Annotated in this window: 23 protein-coding genes; 10 read left to right on the top strand and 13 right to left on the bottom strand. The window is 69.1% G+C overall.

Going from position 1 to position 26,437, the window contains the following annotated elements; all coding sequences use genetic code 11:
- Positions 1-510: 510 nt before the first annotated feature.
- Positions 511-1,047: a flavin reductase family protein gene (locus MBA17_RS06610; protein WP_238495383.1), complete on the bottom strand. Its 537-nt coding sequence runs from the start codon at positions 1,045-1,047 to the stop codon at positions 511-513.
- A gap of 18 nt (positions 1,048-1,065) precedes the next feature.
- Positions 1,066-2,790 carry a tryptophan halogenase family protein gene (locus tag MBA17_RS06605; RefSeq protein WP_238495382.1) on the bottom strand — a complete coding sequence of 575 codons (1,725 nt, stop codon included), beginning with the start codon at positions 2,788-2,790 and terminating at the stop codon, positions 1,066-1,068.
- 410 nt (positions 2,791-3,200) lie between these two features.
- On the opposite strand from MBA17_RS06605, the gene MBA17_RS06600 reads away from it, so the two are divergent.
- A complete protein-coding gene (locus tag MBA17_RS06600) occupies positions 3,201-5,039 on the top strand; it encodes a GH39 family glycosyl hydrolase (RefSeq protein WP_238495381.1) in 1,839 nt (612 codons plus the stop codon).
- On the opposite strand, the gene MBA17_RS06595 is transcribed toward MBA17_RS06600, so the two are convergent.
- Genes MBA17_RS06595 through MBA17_RS06575 form a run of 5 tightly spaced genes read right to left on the bottom strand, consistent with a single transcriptional unit; the run spans position 5,036 to position 11,356 of the window.
- Entirely contained in the window at positions 5,036-6,799 is a 1,764-nt protein-coding gene (locus tag MBA17_RS06595) for an ABC transporter ATP-binding protein (protein ID WP_238495380.1), read from the bottom strand. The two genes, MBA17_RS06600 and MBA17_RS06595, sit on opposite strands and share 4 nt — an antisense overlap.
- Position 6,800: 1 nt before the next feature.
- Positions 6,801-7,682: an ABC transporter permease gene (locus MBA17_RS06590; protein WP_238495379.1), complete on the bottom strand. Its 882-nt coding sequence runs from the start codon at positions 7,680-7,682 to the stop codon at positions 6,801-6,803.
- Complete coding sequence (locus tag MBA17_RS06585; protein ID WP_238495378.1) at positions 7,679-8,674, bottom strand: ABC transporter permease; 996 nt, start codon at positions 8,672-8,674, stop codon at positions 7,679-7,681. Before MBA17_RS06585 ends, MBA17_RS06590 begins: the two co-directional genes overlap by 4 nt.
- Before the next feature lie 2 nt (positions 8,675-8,676).
- On the bottom strand, positions 8,677-10,332 hold the full coding sequence (locus MBA17_RS06580) for an ABC transporter substrate-binding protein (RefSeq protein WP_238495377.1): 1,656 nt from the start codon (positions 10,330-10,332) through the stop codon (positions 8,677-8,679).
- Between the two features lie 25 nt (positions 10,333-10,357).
- Positions 10,358-11,356 (bottom strand): LacI family DNA-binding transcriptional regulator, encoded by a 999-nt coding sequence (locus MBA17_RS06575; RefSeq protein ID WP_238495376.1) that lies wholly within the window; start codon positions 11,354-11,356, stop codon positions 10,358-10,360.
- Between the two features lie 108 nt (positions 11,357-11,464).
- Here MBA17_RS06575 and MBA17_RS06570 point away from each other — a divergent pair, with 108 nt between their 5' ends.
- A complete protein-coding gene (locus MBA17_RS06570) occupies positions 11,465-13,816 on the top strand; it encodes a beta-galactosidase (protein ID WP_238495375.1) in 2,352 nt (783 codons plus the stop codon).
- Between the two features lie 28 nt (positions 13,817-13,844).
- Here MBA17_RS06570 and MBA17_RS06565 read toward each other — a convergent pair whose 3' ends face one another.
- Complete coding sequence (locus MBA17_RS06565; RefSeq protein ID WP_238495374.1) at positions 13,845-14,612, bottom strand: class I SAM-dependent methyltransferase; 768 nt, start codon at positions 14,610-14,612, stop codon at positions 13,845-13,847.
- 107 nt (positions 14,613-14,719) lie between these two features.
- Positions 14,720-15,034, bottom strand: a complete 315-nt coding sequence (locus tag MBA17_RS49230; protein WP_274385017.1) for a LysR family transcriptional regulator — start codon at positions 15,032-15,034, stop codon at positions 14,720-14,722.
- Between the two features lie 229 nt (positions 15,035-15,263).
- Here MBA17_RS49230 and MBA17_RS06555 point away from each other — a divergent pair, with 229 nt between their 5' ends.
- A complete protein-coding gene (locus tag MBA17_RS06555; protein WP_238495373.1) occupies positions 15,264-15,419 on the top strand; it encodes a hypothetical protein in 156 nt (51 codons plus the stop codon).
- A 20-nt stretch (positions 15,420-15,439) separates the two neighbouring features.
- Here MBA17_RS06555 and MBA17_RS06550 read toward each other — a convergent pair whose 3' ends face one another.
- Positions 15,440-16,693, bottom strand: coding sequence for an aspartyl protease family protein (locus MBA17_RS06550; RefSeq protein ID WP_238495372.1), 1,254 nt, complete (start codon positions 16,691-16,693; stop codon positions 15,440-15,442).
- A 47-nt stretch (positions 16,694-16,740) separates the two neighbouring features.
- Here MBA17_RS06550 and MBA17_RS06545 point away from each other — a divergent pair, with 47 nt between their 5' ends.
- The 5 genes from MBA17_RS06545 to MBA17_RS06525 all read left to right on the top strand — a co-directional run bounded on the left by MBA17_RS06545 (position 16,741) and on the right by MBA17_RS06525 (position 20,690).
- Positions 16,741-17,379: a TetR/AcrR family transcriptional regulator gene (locus MBA17_RS06545; protein ID WP_238495371.1), complete on the top strand. Its 639-nt coding sequence runs from the start codon at positions 16,741-16,743 to the stop codon at positions 17,377-17,379.
- Positions 17,380-17,580: 201 nt separating this feature from the next.
- Positions 17,581-18,294 (top strand): ABC transporter ATP-binding protein, encoded by a 714-nt coding sequence (locus tag MBA17_RS06540; protein ID WP_238495370.1) that lies wholly within the window; start codon positions 17,581-17,583, stop codon positions 18,292-18,294.
- A complete protein-coding gene (locus MBA17_RS06535) occupies positions 18,291-18,989 on the top strand; it encodes an ABC transporter permease (protein WP_238495369.1) in 699 nt (232 codons plus the stop codon). The genes MBA17_RS06540 and MBA17_RS06535 overlap by 4 nt, the downstream gene beginning before the upstream one ends.
- Before the next feature lie 7 nt (positions 18,990-18,996).
- Complete coding sequence (locus MBA17_RS06530) at positions 18,997-20,085, top strand: sensor histidine kinase (protein WP_238495368.1); 1,089 nt, start codon at positions 18,997-18,999, stop codon at positions 20,083-20,085.
- On the top strand, positions 20,061-20,690 hold the full coding sequence (locus MBA17_RS06525; protein WP_238495367.1) for a response regulator: 630 nt from the start codon (positions 20,061-20,063) through the stop codon (positions 20,688-20,690). The genes MBA17_RS06530 and MBA17_RS06525 overlap by 25 nt, the downstream gene beginning before the upstream one ends.
- A gap of 18 nt (positions 20,691-20,708) precedes the next feature.
- Here MBA17_RS06525 and MBA17_RS50255 read toward each other — a convergent pair whose 3' ends face one another.
- The gene (locus tag MBA17_RS50255; RefSeq protein WP_238495366.1) at positions 20,709-21,362 is read right to left on the bottom strand and encodes a TetR/AcrR family transcriptional regulator; all 654 of its coding nucleotides are present in this window, start codon (positions 21,360-21,362) and stop codon (positions 20,709-20,711) included.
- A 108-nt stretch (positions 21,363-21,470) separates the two neighbouring features.
- Between MBA17_RS50255 and MBA17_RS06515 the strand changes: the two genes are divergently transcribed.
- The gene (locus MBA17_RS06515) at positions 21,471-22,292 is read left to right on the top strand and encodes an alpha/beta fold hydrolase (RefSeq protein WP_238495365.1); all 822 of its coding nucleotides are present in this window, start codon (positions 21,471-21,473) and stop codon (positions 22,290-22,292) included.
- Positions 22,293-22,444: 152 nt separating this feature from the next.
- Here MBA17_RS06515 and MBA17_RS06510 read toward each other — a convergent pair whose 3' ends face one another.
- Positions 22,445-23,440, bottom strand: a complete 996-nt coding sequence (locus MBA17_RS06510; RefSeq protein WP_238495364.1) for a glycoside hydrolase family 11 protein — start codon at positions 23,438-23,440, stop codon at positions 22,445-22,447.
- A gap of 443 nt (positions 23,441-23,883) precedes the next feature.
- Positions 23,884-24,489 (bottom strand): response regulator transcription factor, encoded by a 606-nt coding sequence (locus tag MBA17_RS06505; protein ID WP_238495363.1) that lies wholly within the window; start codon positions 24,487-24,489, stop codon positions 23,884-23,886.
- 92 nt (positions 24,490-24,581) lie between these two features.
- On the opposite strand from MBA17_RS06505, the gene MBA17_RS50250 reads away from it, so the two are divergent.
- Entirely contained in the window at positions 24,582-26,336 is a 1,755-nt protein-coding gene (locus MBA17_RS50250) for a sensor histidine kinase (RefSeq protein WP_238495362.1), read from the top strand.
- Positions 26,337-26,437 lie beyond the last annotated feature (101 nt).

The raw sequence follows: 26,437 nt of genomic DNA, 5'->3' as shown, positions 1-26,437 counted from the left end.
GCGGACGGGGGCGACCACGACGCGGGGCCGCATGCGGACCGCAGATCCACGGTGATGGGAGAAACGTGGAGCCTGCCGATCAGAGCCTGCGCGGAACCATCGACAGGACCTAACAATTCCCCACCGTAACCACCTGAGTGCCGACCGTGTTACCGGCGAGTCCTGCCAGCATTTCTTTTGCAAGTGCGCCGATGGCTTTAGACACCCTATTAGCTAACGACGGTGGCGCATTTATGTCAAGCGGTCGGTTCTCGTACGAGATCCGGTGAGTCGTACGAGCATCGACACTCGGACTTCCGTCGCTCGTAGGGTAATTCGTCGTTACCGCTGTTTCGCCGTTCGCGACGCGACGCGGCCGCGAGCAAGTACGGATCATTCGGTCGTGTCTGGTATGGTCGCCGTGCCCGACGGCGATCACGGAGTATCAATTCGCGAACGGCGTCCAGCCTCGATCTTTAACGCGGCATGGGCGGGCGCGTGGTCATGGTGGCTGGTCGCGGGAGAAACCGTTTACACGGGTCCGGAATTCTCGGGCCAGGTCGCATAACGGCGCAGGCCGTACAGCAGCGGAGCGAGGTCCTGCCGCCATTCCGTCGCGTCGGCGACGCTGCCGATGATCAACGTGTGGTCGCCCGCCCGCACCACGTTGTCCAGTGCGCACTCCATCGTGGTGTGCGCGTGCTCGGGCAGGGCGGGCAGCGACCAGGTCGGGGTGGTGTCCCAGGCGATGGCCGTGAAGCGGGAGGGCGCGGTCGAGGAGAAGAGGACCGCGGCCTCCCGCCCGTCCCGATGGAGCAGGTTCACCGCGAAGGCGCCGCGAACGACGATCTCGGCAAGGGTCTCACTCTCGTTGCGCATGCAGACGAGCAGCATCGCCGGTTGGAGGGACAGGCTGCACAGCGACGACACGGTCATGCCGAACGGCCTTCCCCGCCGCCCCGTGGTGGTCACGATCGCGACTCCGCTGGGGAAGGAACTCATCAGATTCCGGAACCTCCCCGGGGTGACGGAGTCCACCATGGCGGCGGTCGATGAGTGCTGCTGCATCGCTTCTCCCTCCGGTGCCTACAGGGCGACGGCGGATCGGGTCACCCAGCTGTCCCGGTCCTTCAGCAGTTCGTCGTGCAACCGTGGTTCGCACTCGAACAGGTCCAGCGCCTCCCGTTGCGGCAGGGCCCGCCGTACGAGCACGTCGGCCGCGGCCTTTCGGGTCCGCCACCGCTCGATCGGCTCGGCGGAGCGCAGCAACCGCGTGGGCACCCGCTGACCGAGCAGGACGCAGTCGATGCCCTGGAGGCCGTAGAAGGTCGGCGCGGTGATTTCGAGGTGCCTGCGCGTCAGTGAGTCGCGCATGCGCAGGGGCGCGCCCGCGGCGTACACCTCAAGCAGCGGTTGGAGGCCCGAGACGTCCGTCCGGCTGCGAACCTCCTGCCAGAAGGGTGTGTCCAGCCGCGTGTTGAAGCGGTAGTGAATCGACAGGAACCAGCGGATCTCATCCCACTTCTTGGTCAGGACCGCGTTGACGACCTCCCTGCCGACCGGATCCGACCACGAGGCCGGCATCGAGCCCACCAGCGCCAGCACGCCCTGGGTGATCATCAGCAGGCCGCTGGACTCCAGCGGCTCGACGAACCCGAAGGAGTTGCCGATCGCCATCATGTTGCCCCGCCACGCCGACTCATGACGCCCCACCCGGAATCTGATGAAACGCGGAGCACTGACACCGGGGTAGCAGCGTGCCAACTCGTCGGCGGCGGCTTCGTCACTCAGCGCGGCGGAGGAGTACACATAGCCGAGATGGTCGTCCTGCCTGGTGGGGATGTTCCAGCACCATCCCGCGTCCATCGTTCTCGCCGTGGTGTACGGCTTGAGCCTGCCGCCGTGGCCGACGTTTCCCGTCACGGCGGAATCAGTGAACAGGCTGTCGGAATAGCTGTGGAAAGGCGTCTCCATGGCCTTGCCGAGCATCAACGACCGAAAGCCGGAGCAGTCGACGTAGAAGTCGAAGGAGAGCCGGCCGCCGTCGGTCGTGACCAGGTGATCCACCCACTCGTCGTCGCCCAGCACGACATCGGCGATCTTCGCGTCGAGGTGCTCGACCCCCCGGGACCGCGCCAGCGAGGTGAGGAACCGGACGAAGCGTTCGTTGTCCAGGTGGTAGGCGAAGGCCAGGTACTTCATCAAGGAGACCGGCTCGTCACCGGGGCTGAACACCGGGGTGCGGTCCGCCGACATGAGCAGCGACTGCAGGGTGAACGCGTTGATGTCGTCCTGCTCGGCGAGGGAGCCGAGGATGCCGACCGAGTTCGTCGCCCAGTCGAACGGCGCCATGAAACCCGCCGGATTCGGTCCCCAGTCGAATTTGATGCCCAGTTTCCAGGTCGGCCGGACATCCCGGTAGAACTCCTGGAGATCGATGCCGAGGTAGTGGTGGAGGAACGTCACCATCAGCGGCACCGTGGCCTCGCCCACCCCGATGATCGGCACGGTGGACGACTCGACCAGGGTGACCTTCAGCCACGGCCGTTTGGCGCGCAGGGCCAGCGCGGTCAGATAGCCGGCCGTACCTCCGCCGATGACTCCGACGGTGCGGATCGCCTTCGGATCGTCATCACCGGGTCGTGCGAACTCGCCGACCGCCCGTTCACGGCCGGAGGTGAACCCCGGGGACGCGGTGCCGTTCTCCCCGGACAGCCAGCCGCGGACCAGCGAGAGTTCTTCCTCGCTCAGGGAAGGGGCGAGTCCGTTCAGCATCGTGTTCAAGGGGAGATCGGTCGGGCTCATCGCCATGGCAGAACTCCGTTCGCACCCGCTGGATGGTTGACCAGTAGGTTAGGAGCCCTGAGTTCGGGTTCGGTTCAGCATCGGTATGGAACTGTTCTATCCGCGCCGACGTCTCCTTTCGCGCGGCAGCGCCGACCTTGTCCCTCGCACTGTCCCTCGCATGTCCGCGCTTCGACGTCGACCGGTCCAACGTGGTCGATTCCCCTGGTTAGCCGTTCGCGACGCCGCGGTGCGCCGGATCGCGGAGAGCGGCGCCGGCCTGGGTGGGCTGCCCATTGACTCCAGGGTCGTGGCGGCTGCCATCGAGTCGGCGATCTCGTGCGCCGTCGCTGATGAGAGGCGGTTGTTCCGCATCGGAGGTGAGTGTATGGTTTTCAGAAACCGGTTACAGCCTCACGATCTATGGAGACTGACACGTGACGAACGCCGAGCACAACCTCGACGCACGCACGGACTGGGAGTCGCGGATCTCGCGTCGCTCGGACGCCGACCGGCACAGTGAGCCGCCGATCCTGCCGCCGCCCGGCGGGCTGCGGGTGGAGGCGGGTCAGGGCCACGTGACGCTGCGGTGGCAGCCGGTGGAGGGCGCCGTGGGCTACCTGGTGCATCGGGCCGAGGGGGCGGCGGGGCCGTTCGCGCCGGTGGACCACCAGGGCGGCGACGTGCTCGCCGTACCGGGGACGTGGTACGTCGACACGACTGGCGAGCCGGGCAGGGCGTACCACTACGCCGTGGCGTCGGTACCCGAGGTGACGGTCACGGGGGAGTTGGGCGAGGCCGTGCCGGGGGCCTCGATCGTGCCGAGGGACGGCGAGGAACCGCTGGTCACGATGACGGTGGACACAGCCGCGTCCGGTACGGCGCTGCATCGGCCGTGGCAGCCGATGATCGGCAGCGAGCGGCTCAGCCAGCTCCGGTGCGCCGACCTCAGCGGCGGCCGGCCGATCGGCGAGGAACTGCTCGGCGCGCTCAGGCGGGTCAGCGAGGAGATCGGCGTCGAATCGGTGCGAGCGCACGCGATCTTCCATGACGACCTCGGCGTGTACCGTGAGGTGGACGGCGAGCCGGTGTACGACTTCGACGGCGTCGACCAGGTCTACGACGCGGTGCTCGCGATCGGCCTGCGGCCCGTGGTCGAGATCGGTTTCATGCCCCGCGACCTGGCAGCCGACCCCGAGCGCACGGTCTTCGAATACCGGGGCGTGATCTCCCCGCCCAAGGACTGGCAGCGCTGGGGTGACCTGGTCCGCGCACTGGTCCAGCATCTCGTCGACCGATACGGCCTGCAGGAGGTGCGCGGCTGGGACTTCGAGGTGTGGAACGAGGCGAATCTGGAGGTCTTCTGGTCCAGCACCCGCAAGGAGTGGCTGCGCCTGTACGACGTGACCGCGTTCGCCGTGAAGGACGTCGACCCCGGACTCCAGGTCGGCGGCCCTTCCTCGGCCGCGGCCGGCTGGGTCGACGAACTGCTCGACCATGTGGCGCACTCCGGAGCACCGCTGGACTTCGTCTCCACGCACACCTACGGCAGCCCGCCGCTCGACCTGCGTCCGACGCTGGCCAGGTTCGGTCGCGAGGACGCCCGAATCCTGTGGACCGAGTGGGGCGTCACCCCGACGCACTTCAACCCGGTCAACGACGGCGCCGCCGCCGGGATGTTCCTGCTGGACGGCATGCGATCTTCGGCGGGCCGGCTGGACGCGCTGTCCTACTGGGTGGCGTCCGATCACTTCGAGGAGCTCGGCCGCCCGCCGAGGCTGCTGCACGGCGGGTTCGGGCTGATCACCGTCGGCGGCGTCGCCAAGGCCCGCTACCACGCGTTGTGGCTGCTGTCGCGGCTCGGCGACACCGAGCTGCCGGTCACCGCCGACGGCGACGGGGCCGATGGCCTGGTGCGGAGCTGGGCAAGCCGCCGCGCCGACGGCTCGCTCGCCGTACTGGTCTGGAACCACACCCTCGACCACACGAAGGCCGAGGGCGGCACGGGCCTCGGCCGCCGGGTACGGCTGGTGCTCGGCGAGCCTGCCGGGGAGGTCACGCTCACCAGGCTGGACCGCGCACACGGCGACGTGGCCACGCTCGCGGAACGCCTGGGCGTCGGCGACTGGCCGACCGAGGAACAGTGGCACCGGCTCCGCGCGTCCGACGCCCTGACGGTGGAGCCGGCACCGGCCCGGCTGGACGCCAACGGACGCCTCATCGTGGAACTGGTCCTCCCCCAGCCAGGCGCCGTACTGGTCGAGGTCAACGCCTAGACCGGTTTGGGGAGCGCGTCCAGGAGGAGTTTGGTGTAGGCGTGTTCGGCGTGCCGGATGACCCGGAGCGTCGGGCCGCCCTCCACCACCCGGCCCTCACTCAGCACCAGCACCTCGTCGGCCAGCATTCGTGCGCTGAGCAGGTCGTGGGTGATGTAGAGCATGGCGATGCCGCGGTCGCGGGCCAGGCGGTCGAGCAGTTCCAGGATCTCGGCGCGGATCGACACGTCGAGCATCGAGATCGGCTCGTCGGCGACCAGGATCGCAGGCTCGGGGGCCAGCGCCCGAGCGATCACCACGCGCTGGCGCTGGCCGCCGGAGAGCTGGTGGGGCAGCTTGTCGAGGTACTGCGCGGCGGGTGCCAGGCCGACGACCTCGAGCAGGTCGGCGGCCCGTTCCCCGGCTTCGGCCGCGGACAGGCCCAGATGATTGCGCAGCGGCCGGGACAGCGCGTACGCCACGGTACTGGTGGGATTCAGCGCGGCGAACGGGTCCTGGAACACGAGCTGGACGTGTCTCCGGTACGCCCGCAGCTTACGGCCGCGCAACGCGCCGACGTCGGTGGCGCCGAACCGCACGGACCCCTCCGTCGGCCGTTCGATCCCGGTGACCAGCTTGGCCAGCGTGGTCTTTCCGGACCCGCTCTGGCCGACCAACGCCGTCACCCGGCCGCTGTGCAGGTCGAACGACACCTTGTCGACCGCTCGCGTCCCGCCACGGTAGTCCTTCACCACATCCCGGACGGCCAGCACCGGCGGGCCTTCGGCGGTGTCCACCCGGGCCCGTCCTGGGACGGCGAACCCGCCGGGGATCGCCGGGCTGTCGACCATCAGGCAACGAGCCAGCCCCTGACCGGCGGGCAGCAGCTCGGGATGTTCGCTCAGGCAGGCGTCGACCACCATCGGGCAGCGGGCCGCGAACCGGCAGCCCCGCTGCTCCCGGGACAGGTCCGGTGGCCGTCCCGGAACATAGGTGACGCTGATCTGCGCCGCGCGCGGATCGGCGTAGGAGCCGAGCAGGCCCCGGCTGTAGGGGTGAAGCTGGGCGGCCGTCATCGCCCTGGCCGGCTGGTCCTCCACGATCTCCCCGGCGTACATCACCATGACCCGGTCGGCCATCTCCATGACCGTGCCGAGATCGTGGCTGATGAACAGCACCGCGAACCCCAGCTCCACCTGCAGTTCGCGCAGCCGGTCCAGGATGCTGCGCTGCACCACGACGTCCAGGCCGGTGGTCGGCTCGTCGAGCAGCACGAACCGGGGGGAGAGGGCGAGCGCCAGGGCGAGCGCGACCCGCTGCTTCATGCCGCCCGACAGCTCGTGCGGGAACCGCCGCAGCACCACCGGATCGAGCGAGACCATCGCCAGCAGTTCCGCTGCCCGGTGTCCGGGGTCGATCCCGTGCGCCTGGAAGGTGTCCTCGAACTGCGCCCCCACCGTGATGACGGGATTCAGCGAGTTCATGCTGCTCTGGAACACCGTGGAGATCCGCGCCCAGCGCATCGAGCGCAGGGTCTCCTCCCTGGCCGTGGTGATGTCGGTGCCGTCGAAGACGACCGTGCCGCCGGTGATCGCGGCGGGTTTGTCCAGCAGCCGGAGTACGGCGTTGCCGAGGGTCGACTTGCCGCAGCCGGACTCGCCGAGCAGCCCCACGAACTCGCCTTCGGCGACGTCGAAGCTGACCCGGTCCACCGCGCGGACAGGCACGCCGTCGCGGGGGCGGTAGGTGACCGAGAGTTCGCGCACTTCGAGCAGCGCCATGTCAGTCCTCCCTGAGATGCGGGTTGCTCAGCGCGTCGACGCCGAAGTTGATCAGGGTCAGCGCGGTCATCAGCGCGGCGAACGCCAGGCCCGGCGCGACCAGCCAGGCCCACTGCCCGGTGAGCATCGCGCCGCCGTTGTTGGCCTGGTTGAGCATGGTCCCCCAGCTCGTGGTCTGCGGATCGCCGAGGCCGAGGAAGGCCAGCCCCGCCTCGCCACCGATCGCCCCCAGGCAGGCCCCCATGAAGCCGACCACGATCAGCGAGGTCATGTTGGGCATGATCTCGCGCACGATGATGCGGGCCGTGGAGTCGCCCGCGAACTTGGCGGCCGTGATGTAGTCGCGGGTGCGTAGCGTGATGATCTGCGATCGCTTGATCCGCGCGCCGTACGCCCAGCCGGTGACGCTGATCACGAAGATGATCAGCCACAGGCCCTTGACCGGCGCGTACGCCGCCAGCGTCACCATGAGCGGCAGCACCGGGACGACGAGAGCCACGTTGGTGAAGAACGACAGCACCTCGTCCACCAGGCCGCGCAGGTAACCGGCGGTGAGCCCGACGGCGAGGGCGATGACGGTCGAGAGCACCCCGGCGGCCAGGCCGACGAGCAGCGAGGTCCGCGCGCCGTGGATGAGCTGGGAGAGCACGTCCTCGCCCCGGGCGGTGGTGCCCAGCCAGTGCTCCGCCACCGGGCCGATCGACGGCGGATAGTCGTCCTCGCGCGGGCCGTACGGCGTGATCCACGGAGCCAGTACGGCCAGCGCCACGAAGACGAGCAGCATGACCAGACCGATCCGGCACTTGCGGTTGCGCCACAGGATGACGAACCAGCCAGGGAGCCGCGCCGGCCTGCCCGCCGCGACCTGGGCCGCCTCCGTCATGCCGCCTCCTCCCCGCGCACCCTCGGATCGAGCACGCCGTACAGCACGTCGGCCAGGAAGTTGGCCGCCAGCACCCCGATCGTGATGAACAGGAACAGCGCCTGCATCAGCGGGTAGTCGCGGTTGGAGACGGCCTCCAGCATCATCCGGCCGAGCCCCGGGTAGTTGAAGACCGATTCGACGAGGACGGTTCCGCCGAGGATGCCGCCGAGCGCGATGGCGAAGCCGGTGACGTTCGGCAGCACCGCGATCCGCGCGCCGTAGGTGAGGGCGATCCTGCGCCGGGTCAGGCCCCTGGCGCGGGCCAGCCGTGCGTAGTCCTCGCCGAGGGTCTGCACCATGTTGTTGCGCATGCCGATGATCCAGCCGACCGGACCGACGATCAGCAGGGACAGCGCGGGCAGGACGCTGTGCTGGACGGCGTCGGAGAAGAACGCCCAGGTCCAGCCGGGGCTGCTGCCGCCGCCGTAGCCGCCCTGCGCGGGGAACCAGTTGAGGGTGAAGCCGAAGACGTAGATGAGCACCAGCGCGAGCCAGAAGAAGGGCAGGGTGCCGACGAACGTCGAACCCAGTGTGATCAACGAGTCGACCCGGCTGTTGCGCCGGTAGGCCGCCCACGCGCCGAGGAGCGTGCCGGCCACGAAGGAGACGACCTGCGTGACCCCGACGAGGACCACCGTCCACGGCAGCCCCTCGGCGATCATGTGCGTGACGGTGTAGGGGAAGTACGTGTAGGAGACCCCGAAGTCGCCCGCGAGCACCGCCGACAGGTAGTCGCCGTACTGTGCGAGCAGGTTGCCGCCCGGCACGCCGAGCATCTTGCGGATGGCCTCCACCTGGGCCGGATCGACGATCCTGGTCTCACCGCTCAACCTGCTGACGATGGCCTCCGCCGGGTCTCCCGGTTGCAGGCGCGGGATGAGGAAGTTCAGCGTGACCGCCGCCCACAACGTGGCGGCGAAGAAGCCCGCGCGGCGGAGGAAGTACCTCATGATCAGCCGGTCGGCCGCAGGTTCGTGATGATCAGCAGATTGTCGCCGGGAGACGCGTAGGGATTCTTCTCCTCCGGCCAGCCGATCGCCTTGTCCGTCTGGTACTGGTACCACTTGGCGCCGTACCAGAGCGGAATCATCGGCACCTGCTCCATCATCACCTTGGTCACTCCCGCGATGGCCTCCTTCTGGGTGGCCTCGTCGGTGGCGACGCGCAGCTCCTCCAGCAGCCGGTCGGTCTCCTTGTCGTGCCACCGGATGTAGTTGCTCCGCGCCTTCTTCCCGATCGGCGCGCTCAGGTCGCCGCTCAGCGGGTCGGCGAGGTTGCGGTACATGTTGCACGAGCCGCCGTACGCGCCGAACAGCGCGTCGTAGTCGCCGATCGCCCGGTCCTTCTCGTAGGTCTGCGGGTCGGGCGTCTCCATGGCGACGTCGAAGCCCTGCGCCTTGAGGCCGTCGACGACGATCTCGGCGGCGGCCACCCAGTCGGTGTAGGTGCCGGGCACCTTGAAGGTGAACGCGATCGGCTTGCCGTCCTTGCCCAGTCGGCGGCCCGTACCGTCCTTGCGGTAGCCGGCGGCGGTGAGCGCGGCGTCGGTCGCGGCGGCATCGTATTTGACCAGCCCGTTGCCAGGGAGTCCGGCCGGCAGCCACTTGTTGTGCGCGGGCACGATGAGGCCGGTCTGGCTCGCCTGGTCCACGTAGCCGAGCTGCGCCTTCTCGATGATCTCCTGGTGGTCGAAGGCGGTGGTCAGGGCCTTGCGGAAGGCCACGTCGTCGAAGGGGGCCCTGGTGAGGTTGAGGTACGCGCTGATGGTGCCGCCCGGCGGATACCAGTAGTGGTTGTGCTCGGGATCACGATCGACGTACGCCTTCTTGACGTCGGGCACGAACATCGCGTTGTGGTCGTACTCCCCACGGCTGAGCTTGAGCTGGTCGATGGGCCCGCCGCCGTCCGCCTTGTGGAAGCGGATCTCCTGCACCTTGATCTTGTCGGCCTGCCAGTAGGCGGGATTCCGCTCGATGGTGAGCTGCTGCGGGTTGAACGCCTTGACCGTGTACGGCCCGCTGCTCACGGGTTTGTCGGTGTTCACGAAGGTGACCGGGTCGGGGATCTTGGACCAGGTGTGCTCGGGCACGACCGGCACGTTGATCGCCATTGTGAACACCGAGGCGCCCGGTTCGTCGAATTTCATGGTGATCGTGGATTCACCGGTGGCCTCGACCGAGCTCAGAAAGTTCCACAGGCCCTGGGTGTCGAGCGCCTCGTGCTTCTTGATCAGCTGGTAACTGAAGGCGACGTCCTCGGCGGTGAGCGTCTGGCCGTCGGTCCACTTCACCCCGGAACGCAGCTTGAGGACCAGCGTCCGAGGGTCGGTCCACTCGAAGCCCGTCGCCAGCCAGGGGCGCGGCGTGCACGAGTAGTTGTCGAAGACCATCAGCTTCTCGTACATGTAGTCGGTGGCGCCGAGCCTGGTGGCGTCCAGGTAGGGGTTGTAGTTGGCCTGTGGCGCCGTCCCGCCGCCGAAGTCCCCGTAGTCGAGGAAGTCGACCATGCCCGGAGCGGTGGCGGTGGTGCCGCTCGATCCTTCGGTACCGGTACAGCCTGCGAGCGCGAGGACGGCGACGGTCATCCAGACGGGGGTGTGGCGTCTCATCGGCTTGATCCTCCAGATTGGGTGTTCAGGCGCGGACGCAGCCGCAGCTGTCCCGCAGAACCAGCTCGGTGGCGAGTACCGCGTCCATGACCGCGCCTCGCCCGCCGACCCCCGAGATGAGCAACCGGGCGGTGGTCGCTCCCAGCTCGCGGATCGGTTGCCTGACCGTGGTCAGGCCCGGTTGCACCAGCGACGACATCGGCACGTCGTCGAAGCCGGTGATGGCCACGTCACCGGGTACGGACAGGCCCCGGCCCAGGGCTCCGATGAGGACTCCGAGGGCGGTCTCGTCGTTGGCGCAGACGACGGCACGTGGCCGGCTGCGGCCGTCGAGCAGTTCGCCCGCCGCGATGACGCCGTCGGATTGTTGCAGGCCCAGCCGTACCGGATTGCGTGGGGCGGCCACTCGCGCGTCGCGGTGAGCCGCGAGGAACGCCTCCCACCGCTCGGTCACGTCCGGTGACCCGCCGGGGTTTCCGACGAAGGCCAGCTTGCGGTAGCCGTGATCGACGAGCAGGTGCCTGGTCAGCTTGCCGATCGCCGAGTTGTCCGCGCGAACGGCGGGGATGCCGTCCAGCGGCCACCCGGCGAGCATCACCACGGGGACGGTGGCGGAGAGCTGCTGGACGGTCTCGGTGCTGACCGTGCCGCCGTGTACGGCGATGCCGTCCACCCGGGACGCCAACGCCAGCACGTCCGCGTCGGCCGTCGCCCGGTTGTGGGTGGCCATGATGTGCACGCCGGCCCCCGCCTCCACGACCTCCGACTCGAAGCCCTGGATCAGTTCCGAGAAGTACGGCCCGCTCAGGCCGGGAAAGACGATCGCCACCGAGCCGTGCTTCCGCTCGGCCAGCGCGCGACCCATCTGGCTCGGCTGGTAGCCGTGCTCCTCGATGACCCGGAGAACCCGCTCCCGCATCTCGGGGCTCACCTGGCCGGTGCCGCGCGAGACCCGGGAGACGGTCGCCACCGACACTTCGGCGATTTTGGCTATCTCTCGCACCGTGAGACGCCTGTTGCCCATCTGTCACCCTCGCCGTAACGTTGCAGTAACCGTTTTCAGGGACCATATGTGAGGATCCGGATGCGCGGCAAGGCCCGGACCGGCATTCTCCGGAGAGGACGCGGTCACATGACCGACGTGCGGAGTGTCCGCCTCAGCAGGCGCAGGATCCTGGTGGACGGTAGGCCGGAGCTTGTGATGTCCGGTGAAGTGCACTATTTCCGGTTGCGTCGGCACGACTGGGCGAACCGCCTCGATCGGCTCGCGGAGATCGGCTGCACCGCCGTCGCGACCTACATGCCGTGGCTGGTCCACGAGCTCCCCGACGGCGCCGTCGACCTCGCCGGCCGTACGGCGGAGCACCGCGACCTCGTCTCCTTCCTCCGCCTCGCGGCCGAGCGCGACCTGTTGGTGATCGCCCGGCCCGGCCCGTTCGTGATGGCCGAGCTGAAGAACGAGGGCATCCCGTACCGCGTCTACGACGAACACCCCGAGGTCCACCCGGTCGGCTGGGACGGCGCGCCGGCCCCCACCCGCACCATCGACTATCTGTCTCCCGCCTTCCTCGACGAGGTCTCCGGCTGGTATGCCGCGATCATGCCCGTGCTGGCCGCCAACCTGGTGACCCGGGGCGGACCGGTCGCCGCCGTGCAGCTCGACAACGAGATCGGGATGCTCTCCTGGGTCAGCAACAGCCCCGACCTCACCGACGTGGTCCTCGCCGACTTCGCCGCCTGGTCCGGCGGGCGCCACGGGCCCGGCGTACGGTCGCCCACCGGCTCCGCGCCGGCGCTGCATCACGATCTTGGCGACTACCACCGCGATAGATACGCCCGCTACATCGACTTCCTCCGGAAGCAGGCGGAATCGCATGGCGTGTGCGGAGTGCCGTTCCTGATCAACATCCACGGCACCGGAGGCGGCCGGGGCCGCACCTACCCCATCGGGATCAGCCAGCTCTACCGCGGCTACCGGGGCAAGCCCCAGATGACGTCGGGCTCCGACCACTATCTCGGCGATCTCACCGTGCAGAACGTCGCCGACCTCTATGTCGGCAATGCCTTCATGGCCGCCGTGCACGACGCCGACCAGCCGCTCACCTCCCTGGAATTCGAGGCGGGCAGCGGCGACTACGGCGAGGACCTCGCCCAGCAGGTGCCTCCCTCGGCGGTCGATCTCAAGACCCGCCTCTGCGTCGCCCAGGGCAACCGGCTGATCAACTACTACCTCTTCGCCGGCGGCGTCAACCCTCCGCTCGACCTCCCCTCGGGCGACGGCAACGACCGCATCGCCTTCACCGGCGAACGTCACGGCTTCGCCGCTCCCATCGGGCCGGAGGGCGTCCCCGGCATGACGTACCAGGCCACCCGGGAGGTGACGCAGGCCGTACGCGGGTCGGCCCACCTGCTCGCCGACATGGACGAGGAACACGACGGCCTCGCACTCGCGTTCGTCCCCGACCACTACCTGACCGAGTACTGCCACCCGGGTGACGCCGAGCGCGCCGCCGTGGTCGCCGACCTCGAACGTTTCCGCGGCATGGGTCCCCGCGACATTCTCGCCCGCGCCCTGCTGCTGTCCGGCTTCTCCTTCCCCGCGATCGACCTGCAGGAGCCCGGCGAACTGGACAGGGCACGAGTGCTCGTGCTGGCCAGCGCCTCCACCCTGGCAGCCGGGGTGCAACGGCGGGTGGCAGACCACGTCCTGGCGGGCGGCCGGCTGTTGCTCGCCGGGGTTCTCCCGGTCCGCGACGTGGACGGGACTCCCTGCACGATCCTGGCTGACGCCCTCGGGCTGCGGGCCGGGCCACTGGTGGAGGGCACCGCCCAGCACTTCCCCTCCGTCCGCTGTCCCGCCGAGCCCGCCGAGGTCCGCGTGGGCGTGCTCCAACCGCTCACCCCGACCGACCCGGACCGGGCCGACGTGTTCGCGCGGGACGTCACGACCGGTCACGCCGTCGGGGCGGAGGTCCGCGCGGGTTCAGGCCGCGCGGTGGTGCTCACCTGCGACTACCCCTGCCACCTGGACTTCTGGACCGCCCTGCTCGCCAGGCTCGGCGCCCGCCCCCGCCACACGCACGACGGCCCCTTCCCCGGCATCGTCGTGACCTCGACCCTCGACGCCGCCGGCCAGCGCCTCCTGCACGTACTCAACGTCAGCCCCGCCGACCAGTCACTCGTCATGCACCGCGACGGCACCCCGCTCCTCGACGGCCACCGCCTTCACCTGCCTGCCCGCTCAGGACTCATGCTCCCGCTGGCCGTACGGCTGGCCCACGGCGTCCTCGCCTGGTCGACCTGCGAGGCGGCCGGCCCTCTGCTTCTTCGCCGGCGGGGCATCGGCGACGCCGCCGCCATCGACACCGACCTGTCGGTCAGCGCGGATGGCGCGGTCATCCAGACCGACGGGCATCGCACCCTCCTCCGCTGGCCCGACGACCCGGCCGCCCGTGGCCGGACCGTTCGTGTCCTCCTCCGCTGACGCCGTGCGCCGGGCGAATTCACCGGCGTCAGCGGTCCGGCGGGATGCGGTAGACGGATACGTGCGAACGCGATTCCTCGGTGAACTCCGCTCCGGCCCAGTCCGCGTGCCTGGTCTCCAGCTCGAACCCGGCCAACTGGGCCATGAGGTCGAGCTCGGACGGCCAGATGTAGCGGTGCGGGCTGCGGAACAACGTGGCCTGCCGGCTCTCGTCGAACGAGAAATGGTGTGACACGACCTGCTGGCGCAGCACGTCGTAGGTGTCCAAGCCGATGTAGCCCGGCGCGGAACCCCACACCGTGGCCTGCTGACCTGGCGGAAGCTTGCGCAGCTCGGGCACCCACAGCTCGATCACGAACCGGCCGCCGGGCAGGAGATGACGGGCGGCGTTGCGGAAGCACGCGACCTGCTCGGTCTGGGTGAGCAGGTTCGAAATCGTGTTGTAGACCAGATAGACGAGCGTGTACTTCCCCGGGGCGGTGGCGGTCGCCATGTCGCCGACGATCACTGGGATCGTCGGTTCGGCTGCCTTCGTCCGTAGCTGGTCGATCATCGGGTGGGACAGTTCGATGCCGGTGACAGGCACCCCTCGCTCGGCGAGCGGGATGGCCACCCGGCCGGTTCCGATGGCGAACTCAAGGGCCCGTCCATCGCCCGCGAGGTCGGCGAGGCGGTCCACGGTCGGCCCCAGGACCTCGGGCGCGAACATGCCGGCGCCCGGCGTGTCATAGCTCTGGGCGCTGTCGACGTTCCAGATCTCCTCCTGCCGCATAGCCCCGATGATCGTCAGCGTCATGCGCATTGTCCACCGATTATTTTCCGGCGGATCGCGGACGCGTTCGAAGCGACGGCATCGGTTTCATGCGGGCCTCAGGTTTCCCTGGGCCTCAGGTTCCCTGGGCCTCAAGCTCCCTGGGCCTCAGCGAACGGATTGTCCCGCACCGCGTCAGCGGCCATCGACGGGTCGATCCCGGTGGCGGCACGGAGCTGCTCGATGAGTGCCAGAATCGCTTTGATCGTGGGGAACGCGGCCTTGCCCTCGTCGGTCAGCCGCGCCCCTTCCGCGGCTCGGATGAAGAGCTTGGTGCCAAGGGATTGCTCCAATCCCTTGATCTGATAGGTGATCGCCGGCTGCGAATAGCCGAGGTTCTTTGCCGCCAGATTCATTTGCCCGGTCTCTGCAACCGCGACGAAGGCGTAAAGTTCTTGTTCCCGCATGGAAGCTCCAACCGGGTCAGAGCGGCGTGGTCATCGGTTTGTCCCTCTGGCGGCCGCGACATGCGTAAACCTCCCGACTGTGGGTGATCGGGGACTGCACCGGCAACATTTCCTGCTCCGCCGCCCCTCGACAAGTTCGCACGCCGTTCGGAACAGTTCCGAACAGGCCGGGGCCCCCCTGAGCTCGGGCAACGCGCGCAGGCGGTCCCGCCCGTCTGTACCGCAGCCGTTGCTCATCACCGCCGCCGGGGTGGTGGTGATCAACCGGCTCGAACACCTCGCCAAACGCCGTGGCACCCTGGGCCGCTCTACCAGGCCGAACCCGAATGACCACCAGGCGCCCCCGGAGACCTTCTCCGGCCGCTCCACGGGCTCGACCTGGTGATCATCGAAGAGTCCAGGACGTCAGGTCGTCGGGTCCATGAGGATCTGCATGCGCGTGAAGTCGAACGTGAGCGCGTACCGCTTGAAGAACCCGTGCGTGGGCAGCCCGCCGATGCGGAAGCCGAATCCGCTCTCGAACCACGCCGGGAACGCACCGGTCAGACCGGACACGTCGTGACGGACAGCCGAGCCCAGCGTCACCTCGCGCACCGTCACCGGATGGTAGCCCTCGCCCGGGGGGACCTCGATGCCGGCGGCGGTGAAGGTGGAGCGGGGAGCGGTGAACCCGATGTCGCCGCCGCCGGTGTCGACGAAGAACACCATCCGGTCCAGGCCGTTCACGGTGCCGTGGGCCAGCAGGAAGTGGTCGCCCAGGAACCACATGGGCGCGCTGTGCCTCGCGCGCACGGACGCCTGCTTGTCCCTGCGCAGGACGAGCGCCTGGTCCGGATAGTCGATGGTGGACAGGAAATGCGCCAGCACACTCGTGCCGATCGCGCCCTGGGTGACCCTGCCGTCGGGCGCGGTGAGGCGGATCGAGTCCGGGATCGTGTGGACCGGGACGTTGCCGATGCGCAGGCCGTCGCCGAGTGCGAGTCGGTCCACGCGTCCCTGGTACGCCTTGTGATCGCCGTACATCGTCTTGCCGGTCGTGTAGCCGTACATGGGGACGTCGAGCCGATCGGCGTACTCCTCGTTGAGTGCGAACAGCGCGCCGGTGTCGAGGAAGAACAGCTCGGGCGGGGCGCCGTTCACCGATATCTCGATCATCGGCAGCGGGTCGGTCGCCGTGAACGGGACCCTGACCGTCGCGGGCCCGGAGATCTCGAACGGCCTGCGCCCGGCGAAGCTCCTCAGCTGGTCCGCCGTCGCCGACGGGCCGTCCTCCTTCACCGAGGGGAGCAACTCGGCCAGCTCCGCGTACCGGTCGCCGCGCCACAACGCGTTGGCCAGACCCGTCAGCGAGCGGGCGTGCCCAGGGTCGAGTCGCAGCACCCGCCCCAGCAGGCGTTTCGCCGCGGGCAGCCGGTTGGCCAGGAGCGTGATGTAGGCGTGCTGGGCGAGCGCGTGCACGTGGTCGGGATCGCCGGTGAGTACCTTCCGGTAGAGCGCGTCCGCAGCGGCGAATTCGCCTGACGCGAACAGCTTGTCGGCCTTCTCCAGGGTCTTCTTCGGCGGTGTGGCCGCCAGGGCGGCGGCGGGCGTGCCGGAGAGCGTGAGCCCACCTGCGACGCCGGCGGCCTTCAAGAACGTACGGCGAGTGGTCACTGCCATCCTCAGATACTAGTTGGTATTCGAATACCGATCAGTATCCATATACCATGTGGGATGTCAACCGGAAGGGGATCGACGCGGTGGCAGAACGACTCACCCGGCAGGAGCAGCGCGAGCGCAACCGGCTCAAGCTGCTGGAGGCCGCGGAGAAGGTGTTCGCGGAACGCGGCATCCAGGGCGCCTCGGTCGACGAGGTCGCCGCCGCGGCCGGCCTCACGAAGGGCGCCATCTACTCCAACTTCGACGGCAAGGAGGACCTGCTGCTGGAGGTCATGCGGCACCGCCTCGGGCAGGAGGCGCGGACGCAGGCGGAACGCATGCTCCATGCCGGACGTGACGCCGGTGACCTGGTGGAGGAGTTCGCCGGCTACTGGGCCGAGCGGGTGCGCGCGGGCGATCAGGAGGCGTTCGCCCAGATAACCGTGGAGCTCATGATCCACGCCACCCGTCATCCCGCCGTGCGCGAGCAACTCATCGCCCTGATGTTCCCGCCCGTCGACGGCCGGGATCGCCATCCGCTGGCGCCTCCCGGCAGCGGACTGGGCGAGCTGCCGTACGAACAGGCGGACGCCGTCCTGAAATCCCTCGACATCGGCATGCGCCTGCTCACCCTGCTGGCCCCCGAGCGCTGTCCGCCCGAGCTGTTCGCGACGGCTCTCCGCCTCCTCACCGCACCCAAGGCGTGACCACGCTGCGGAGTTCTGCGCTGGGTCGATGAGTTTGCGCTGGTCGGTGGCGTGATCTCGCTCCTGGACAGGAGCGGTCAAGTCTTCGTGTGCGGGCCGCAGCAGGTCTGCCACGGCTGGTGACGCCATCCTCCGGAAGGAGGATGGCGCCCGCACGATCGGGCGATGCCGCGCGACCTCGCGTGCCGCCAGGCTCGGAGCATGACGGTGATCGAGGTCGAGGACCTCCGCAAGAACTATGGAAACACCCGGGCGGTCGACGGGGTGTCGTTCACGGTGGAGCGGGGAGAGACGTTCGGAGTCCTGGGCCACAACGGCGCGGGCAAGACCACCACGGTGGAATGCCTGGTCGGGCTGCGCAAGCCGGACTCGGGGACCATACGCGTGCTCGGTGAGAACCCCGCGAGACGCCGCCGCGCCCTCGCCCAGCGCACAGGCGTGCAGCTCCAACAGGGTGAGCTGCCCGACCGGCTCAGGGTGGCCGAGGCCATGCGCCTGTTCGCGGCGTTCTACGATCGCCCGGACGACTGGCGGGCGGTGCTGGAGCGCTGGGGGCTCGGCCCGATCGCGAACAAGGCGTTCGGCGACCTGTCAGGTGGCCAGCAGCAGCGGCTCAAGCTCGCGATGGCCCTGGTAGGCGGCCCCGAACTGGTGGTGCTCGACGAGCTCACCACAGGCCTCGACCCCGTCGCCCGCCGCGAGACCTGGACGCTCATCGGCGACCTCAAGGCCTCCGGTACCACGGCGGTGCTGGTGAGCCATTTCATGGACGAGGCCGAGGAACTGTGCGACCGGGTCGCCGTCTTCGGCAACGGCCGGATCATCGCGCTCGGCAGCCCCCGCGAGCTGATCGGCCGAACCGGGACCGGCTCCCTGGAAGAGGCGTACTTCGCGCTCTTGGGGGAGGGGCGATGAAGGCGTTCGCCCACCTGTCGGCGACGGAACTCAGGCTGTTGGCCAGGGACCCGGGCAGCCTGTTCTTCATGGTCGCCTTCCCGTCCATGCTGCTCATGTTGAACGGCGGCAGCAACCAGCTTGAGATCCGCGTGCCCGGCTACCTGGCCATGATCCTGGCCATCGGCGGGATCACCGCGCTGCCCGCGACCCTGGCGACCTACCGGGAGCGGAAGGTGCTGCGCCGCCTCGCGACCACCCCCGTCTCGCCGTTCGTGCTGCTCACCGCGCAGATCGTGGCCCAGCTCTCGATGGCGCTCGCCGGGGCGGCCATCGTGATGGGGGTCGGCATGATCGGGTTCGGGGTGGACCCGCCCGCGCATCCGGCCTGGCTGGCGCTGGCCTTCGTGCTGAGCGCGCTGATGTGCTACGCCATCGGGTTCGTGATCGCCGCCGTCGTGCCACGCGCACGGACCGCCGAGCTGATCGGGCTGCTGGTCATGTTTCCGATGATCTTCCTGGCCGGCGCGGCCATCCCCCGCCAAGGCATGCCGGAGACGATGCACAGGATCGGCGACTACCTGCCGCTCACCCACGCCGTGACCGCCCTGCGGGAGAGCTGGTCCGACGCCCCGACGCTGCCGCCCCTGCTGATACTTTCGGGGATAATCGTCCTCGGGACCGCCCTGGCGGCTGCGCTGTTCCGCTGGGAGTGATCGGGCGATGGATGAGGCGGGCTGGGTCCGGGTCTTCCACCTGCTGTTCTACACCTGCCTCACGGTCGCCGCGACGATCGCGATCCTGGAGGGCGGTCCTGATCCCGCCACGCTCGCGCTCACGGCGCTGATGGCCGGCTGGTACGCGTTCTTCGTCGCGCGCAGGCCCGCCCTCCTCGAACGGCTCAATCCCATGGCCTGGCACCTGCTGGTGCTGATCGCGTTGCAGTTCGCGCTGATCAGGATGGATTCGGCGTACGAGACGACGCTGTTCGGCATGTTCGCACTGCCGTACCTCCTGCTACCCGGGCGATGGGGCTACGCCGGCACGGTGATGCTCGTCTTCTCGTCATCCGCCGCGGGCGGGCTGATCGAGATGATCCCCCACGATCCGTCCGTCCTGGGACGCCTTGTGGGCAACATCATGCTGGCGACCGTCATGGGGCTGTTCGCGCGGGATCTCATCAGGCACAGCGAGCAGAGCCGGGTGGTGGGCACGCTGGAGGAGCGGGCCAGGCTGGCCAGGGAGATCCACGACACGCTCGCCCAGGGGTTCAGCGGGATCATCGCCCAGCTTGAGGCGGCCGAGCAGGGGATCGATGACCCGGACACCGTACGCAAGCGGATCTCGCTGGCCAAGCAGCTGGCCCGCGACAGCCTCAACGAGGCCCGGCGCTCCGTAGACGCCCTGCGCCCCGAGCCGCTGGAGCGGGCCGAACTCCACGAGGCGCTGGCCGCGGTCGCCGAACGCTGGTCCGTCGCCACCGGTGTGCTCGTGACCGTCTCGGTGGACGGCGAGCTGCGGCGGCTGCCGTCGGAGGCGGAGACGACGGTGTTGCGTGCGGCACAGGAAGCGCTGGCGAACGTGGCCAGGCACGCGCGGGCCGGGCGCGCGGCGCTGACCCTGTCGTACATGGACGAGGAGGTCACGCTGGACGTGCTCGACGACGGGACGGGCTTCGACCCGGCCGCCGCCGGGGGCGGTTACGGGCTGATCGCCATGCGCGAGCGCGCCTCGCGATCGGGGGGTACGGTGACCGTGGAGTCGGCTCCGGGGGGAGGGACCGCGTTGTGCCTGAGCATCCCGTACGCCTGATGATCGTCGACGACCATCCGGTGGTGCGCGACGGGCTGCGCGGCATCTTCCACGGCGTGCCCGACATCGAGGTGGTCGCCGAGGCAGCCGACGGACACCAGGCGCTCGCCCAGACTCGGGCGACGCGTCCCGACGTGGTGCTGATGGACCTGCGCATGCCCGGGCTCGACGGGGTCGGCGCCATCGAGCGGCTGCGCTCGGAGCATCCGGAGGTCCACGTCATCGTGCTGACCACGTACGACACCGACGCGGACGTGTCGCGGGCGCTGGCCGCGGGCGTGGCGGGCTACCTGCTGAAGGACGCGCCGCGCGAAGAGCTGCAGGCGGCCGTACGCACGGCGGCGGCCGGCGGCCGGGTCCTGGCCCAGAGAATCACCTCGCAGCTCATCGACGGCTTCGGCCGGAAGAGCCGGTCCTCGCCGAGCCCACGCGAGCTGGAGGTGCTCGGGCTCATCGCGCGGGGCGCGGCCAACAAGGAGGTCGCGCGGGCCCTGCTCATCAGCGAGACCACCGTCAAGACCCACCTCAAGCACGTCTTCGCCAAGCTGGGCGTGGACAACCGGGCGGCCGCCGTGGTGGTCGCGATGGAGCGGCGGCTCATCTGACCGGGCTCGCGCCGATGGTCAGCGTGTCGGCGGGTCGGACCGGTACCGGCTCAGGAACAGGTCCACGCCGTCGGTGATGAGTCGGTCGGCGAGATCCTGGCGCAGGGCCGAGCCGAAGGAGCCGACGATCAGATGCGGGTAGATGATCAGGCTGAAGAACTGGATGACGGCTATCTCGACATCGGCGACGGCCAACTGGCCGCGTTCGCTCAGGTCGTCGAACACTTCGCCGAGGGCGTCAGCGGAGTGGGCCGGCCCGCTCCGCTGATAGGCCTGGCCGAGCTCCGGGAAGCGGCGCAGTTCACCGGTGACGAGGTTGCGCAGTGCCAGCCTGGACGGGTCGGTGGCCGCGGCCACCAGGGCGCGGGCGGTGTGGAGCAGCGCTTCGCGCACGTCCTCGGTATCCGCGAGGCGAGCTCGGACCTCGGCCATCGTCGCGTGCGCCTCGCCCATGGCCTGCCCGATGACCTCGGTGAACAGCTCCTCCTTGCTGCCGAAGTGGTTGTACACGGTCACCTTGGACACGCCCGCCGCGGCGGCGATCACGTCCATGCCGGTATCGAACCCCTCGCGGATGAACATCTCGCGTGCGGCGGTCACGATGGCCTGCCGGTTGCGTTCGGCACGCTTGCCCGATGGCACCGACGATCTGCTGCTGTTGTCTCTGCCCACCCTCGTATCCTACCCCTAACTGAACGGTTGAGTACAGAATTACTTTCCTGTACAGTCCAGTTCAGTTGCTTAAGAGGGGCGGACAGCCCACATTCTCAGGAGGACCCGATGGCTCTTATCCCCATCGTCCAGACTTTGCGGGTCCCCGGCGCGCGCCTGCACTATGAGATGCGCGGCCATGGGCCGCTGGTGGCGCTTGTCGGCGCCCCCATGGACGCCGACGCCTTCGCGCCCCTGGCCGATCTGCTCGCCACCGATCACACGGTGCTCACCACCGACCCTCGCGGCATCAACCGCAGCCACCTCGACGACCCGCACCAGGACTCCACGCCTGAACTGCGCGCCGACGACCTTTCCCGGCTCCTGACCCATCTGGACGCCGGCCCGGCGGCGATCCTGGGCTCCAGCGGTGGTGCCAGCACCGCGCTCGCCCTAGCTCAAACCCACCCCGAGCAGGTCCACACCGTCATCGCTCACGAACCCCCTCTGGTCGAGCTGCTCGACAACCGCGACCGGATCCACGCGCAGACCGAGGAGGTCATCGCCACCTACCTTGCCGGCGACGTCATCGGCGCCTGGGCCAAGTTCATGGCCGACGCCGACATCGCGATGCCCGAAGGCGCGCTGGAGCACCTGTTCGGCGGCGAACGGGACCCGCAGGCGGTCGCCGACGAACGCCGGTGGTTCGCCCATGAACTGCGCGGGACCAACCACTGGCGGCCCGACCTCGACACTCTCCGCTCGATCAAGACCCGCATCGTGGTCGGCATCGGCGACGACTCGGCAGGGCAGGAATGCGACCACACCGCCAGGGCACTCGCCGCGGCACTGGGCATCGAGCCCACGATGTTCCCCGGCGATCACACCGGCTTCGCCGATAACCCAGACCTGTTCGCCACCCCACTGCGCGCAGTTCTGCACGCCAGCTGAACGACGGTCGACCGGACCTCACAACCCACCACCTGGTGTGCGGCTCCGGTTCACCAGGTGCCGCGGCCGCGCGGTGGTCACCGGCCGGCAGCAGGGTGGCGCGGTGGCCATGGGCCGCCGCGCCACAGGTGCGACGTTTCGGGTGTCCGGGGTCAGCCCGCGCTGCAGGAGACCGTCGGCCAGGTCCAGTTGCCGTTGTGCTGGATCGTCACACCCCAGTTGTTGCCGTTGCCGTTGGGCTTGGCGGTCAGCACCTGGGCGCTGGGGTAGCTGACGCTGGTGTTCCAGGTGGCGATGGCCTTCGCGGGGGACGGCACGTTCATCGTCACGGTCCAGTTGCTCGAACCGCTGACCGAGACGTTGAGGTTGTAGCGGTCGCTCCACTGCTGGCCCGCGGACAGCGATGCGGTGCAGCCACCGCCCCCGCCGCCCCCGCCGCCCCCGCCGCCACCGGGGGCGCCGTCCACCGTGATATTGGAGCTACCACTGCTTTGGTATCCCTCTGTTGCGAGGATCATGTAATCATGGCTGCCCAGATTCATGCCATTGCGGGCCCATGCGTCAAAGTGGTTGCCGGAAGTTATGGTTCCGCCTGTCTTCTTCGACTGCCGGACGCTCCAGTACTGATTGAAGGTCCTGGTGCCCTCGATGGAGGGGGCGTTGTATCGCGTCGTCTGGTAGATGTCGTACGTGCCGCCATCGCTGGTGACCGTGCCCTTGTACGTTCCCGTGGGCCGGTAGGTGCCCCAGTTGTCGACGATGTAGTACTCCACGAGTGGGTTTCTCGTCCACCCATAGAGCGTGAGATATGAATTGCCGGACGGATTGAAGCTGCCCGAGTAGTTCACGGTCCTGCGTCCGCCGGTGCTCCAGCCCTTTCCGGCGACGAAATTCCCGGTGTTGCGCCATGAGGTGCTGTAATTGCCGCCGGATCCGAGTTCCATGGAGACCGACCCGGGGCTGTCGGTCCAGAACGAATAGAAGTAGCCGTTGTTGGTGCCGGTTTGATTGGAGGTGATGGGGGCCGCGTTGGCGACGCCGGGCGTCATGGTTGCGGCCGCGACCAGCGCCACGACGCTGACACGGCCGAGGAGCAGCCTGATGCGGCCGTGTCTGCGGCTCTTCGGGTGGGCGGGGGAGTTGTGCATGTGCGTGCTTCCTCCTCGTGAAGGCTGGCGGGGCCAGGCAGCGCGATACGACCCTGCGGGGCTGTCGGTCGGTGGCCGGGGGGACGGGCGCCGCGCGTCGTACAAAGCGGCGGGGTCGGCCGGTTGTCGACGACCGGAGGATCAGGTCGCGGCGGGTGACCCGGATCGGCAGTGGTTGAGGTCTGCCGATGGCGACAGTGTTCGCCCGGCTCCTCCGAACTGTCAACGATTCCCGAAAGTTTCCGAAAGTCCTCGGCTTGGCTCAGAGAAGCATTGCACTTGGTCAGATGTCATATTCAGTCGATCTGGCCCGAGACGGCGCGATGAAAGTTTCGAAGATGTCCCGAAACATACACATCGACGGCGTGGAACTACCGTTCGTGGCAGGCAGGCAGGCAGGCAGGCAGGCAGGCAGGCAGGCAGGCAGGCTCGGGGCCGAGCCCTCAGAGCCAGCCCGCCTCGGTGGCGATGCGGACCGCGTCCTGCCGGGTGCGGGCGTTCAGCTTGGTCACGGCGGAGGCGAGGTAGTTGCGCACGGTGCCGTAACTGAGGTGCAGGTCCTTGGCGATGTCCCGGGGCGCGGCGCCGGCGCCGGTCAGGCGCAGGACGTCGGCCTCACGGTCGGTCAGCGGGCTGGCGGCGAAGCTGAGCGCGGTGAAGGCGAGTTGCTGGTCGACGACCCGGCGGCCGGCCGCGACGTCGCGGATGGCGTTCACCAGATCCTGTGGCCGGGAGTCCTTGAGCATGAAGCCGGACACGTGCGCCTCGACCCCGCGCCGGAGGTTGCTCGGCCTGCCCAGCGCGGTGAGGATCAGCACGCGGCATTCCGGCAGCCGTGCGTGCAGGTCGGCGGCGGCGGTCAGACCGTCGAGCATGGGCAGGTCGATGTCGAGCACGGCGACGTCCGGCCGGTGGGCCAGCGCCGTGGGCACGATCGCGTCGCCCGTCTCCACCTGGGCCACGACCTCGATGTCTTCCTCGTACCCAAGCAGGGCGACCAGCGCCTCACGGAGTATCCGGACATCCTCCGCGATGAGTACACGAATCACACTGCGCATACTAAGCGTGATAAACAACGCAGGTGACGGTAGTCGAAGGAGGCAGGTGGCCACAGCTCAGGCCATCAACAGGCTGGGTGCTCGTGTTCGGCTACATAGCTCTCATCATCCCGGCCCGCTTCACGATCATCGTCGCCATGGCGAACGCCCTGGGGCAGTCCTCGCCCCTCACCCTCGGGGTCTGCCTGGGCCTCGTCCTGGCCGTCGTCGCCCTCTTCATTCTCGTCGTCCGGGGTGGGCGCCGCGCCGTACCCGTCCTCGGGGTCGCGACCTTCGGCCCCTACCTGCCCTTCCCCATGCTGTGGGGGCCCATCGCGGGGCCACTGGCCGCCGCCATGCCGCTGAGCGTCGCGGGTCCGGCGGGATGGCTGCTGTTCGGGGCGGTGCTGCTGGCCGACACCTCGGTGGCCGCCGTACTGCACGGGCCCGACCTCACCACGATCGTCAGCTTCGCGGTCATCGACATGAACATGGGGCTCACGCTGTTCGCCCTGGTACGGCTGGCCGTGTTACTCAGCGAGACCCAGGAGGCCAACCGGCAGCTCGCCGGGCTGGAAGCGGCGAACGAGCGCCTGCGTGCGGCCGGCGACCTGCGCAGGGCCATCGGCGCCCGGCTCGCCGACATCCTGCGCGCGTCTCGCCAGGCTCCGCTCACCCCCGGCGTGCTCACCCGCATCGCGGAGATCTCCCGCGAGGCGGCCGCGGAGGCCAGAACGGTCGCCGCCGCACCCCGCGAGCCGCTGCCCGCAGGCCGGACCGACCTGCCGGACGAGTCGTCGGGGCTCTCCCGGTGGGCCCTCACCGCGATGACCGTCAACGTGTCCGTCATCGTGCTCAACAACGTCGCCGACCGCGGCACCACGGATCCACGCCACTGGGCCGTGGCTGCCGTGGCCGCCGCCCTGGCCGTCGCGTTCCAGCTCTACCACGGCGTCCCCAGGGCTTCGGCTCCTTCGGCTTGGCGCTGGACGCTCCCGCTGCACATCCTCATCGTCGGCGCCGCCGCCCTCTACCTGGGCAACGGCAGCATGGCGGCGCTGGTCGGCCTGTCCGTGGCCAACATCCTGCTGTGGCTGCCCGCACGCTGGTCGGTGCCCGTGTTCGCGGTCGCCGCCGTCGCCGTCGGGTATGTGTTCCGGCTCTATCCGGAGGTGGGCGGTTATGAGCTTTACCAGGTCGCGTCGATGATCGGGATCGCCATCGGGGTGTTCGCGTTCAACCGGTTCCCCGAGGCGGCCGCACACTTGCGCGGCCTACGCCGGCAGATCGCCGGCAGCGCGGTGGTCGCCGAGCGGCTCCGGGTGGCGAGGGACGTGCACGACCTGCTCGGCATCAGCCTGTCGGCCATCACCCTCAAGGCCGAGCTGGCCCTCCGGGTGATCGGCCACGATCCCGGCAAGGCGGCGCTCCTGCTGGAGGACGTGCGCCCGCTGGCGGTGCGGGGCCTCGCCGACGTGCGCTCGATCACCTCTGGCGGCGCCCGGCTGAGCCTGGTCGAGGAGATCGAGTCCGCTCGCTCGCTGCTCGACTCCGCCGGCGTCGAGATCCAGGTGGACGCCGTCGGCATGGAGGCTTCACCGGTGCTCGCCCTGGTGGTGCGCGAAGCCGTCACGAACGTCGTCCGGCACTCGGCCGCACGGCTGTGCACGATCGAGGTGGAGACGGACGGAAAGACGGTACGGCTGCGCGTCGCCAACGACGGTGTGGCGCGAGCCCCGCAGGGGACCGGCAGCGGGCTGGCGAGCCTGGCGGACAGGGTCGAGTCCGCAGGCGGCACCTTCACGGCAGGCGACCAGGGCGACGGCACGTTCTCCCTGGTCGCGTCCGTGCCCCGCTGACCGCGATGCCGGAGCCCCTGGCAGGCGGCGGGCGGAGCGGAGATCCAGTCCGGTACGGCGGGCTGTGGGCGATCACCCTGGATCCCCGTTCTCGCCCTGAC

The organism is Dolomitihabitans soli (assembly GCF_022213955.1).
Classification (GTDB): Bacteria; Actinomycetota; Actinomycetes; order Streptosporangiales; family Streptosporangiaceae; genus Streptosporangium_A; species Streptosporangium_A soli.
The sequence above is the reverse complement of the archived record's forward strand: the minus strand, read 5'-3'. Positions and strand labels throughout refer to the sequence as shown.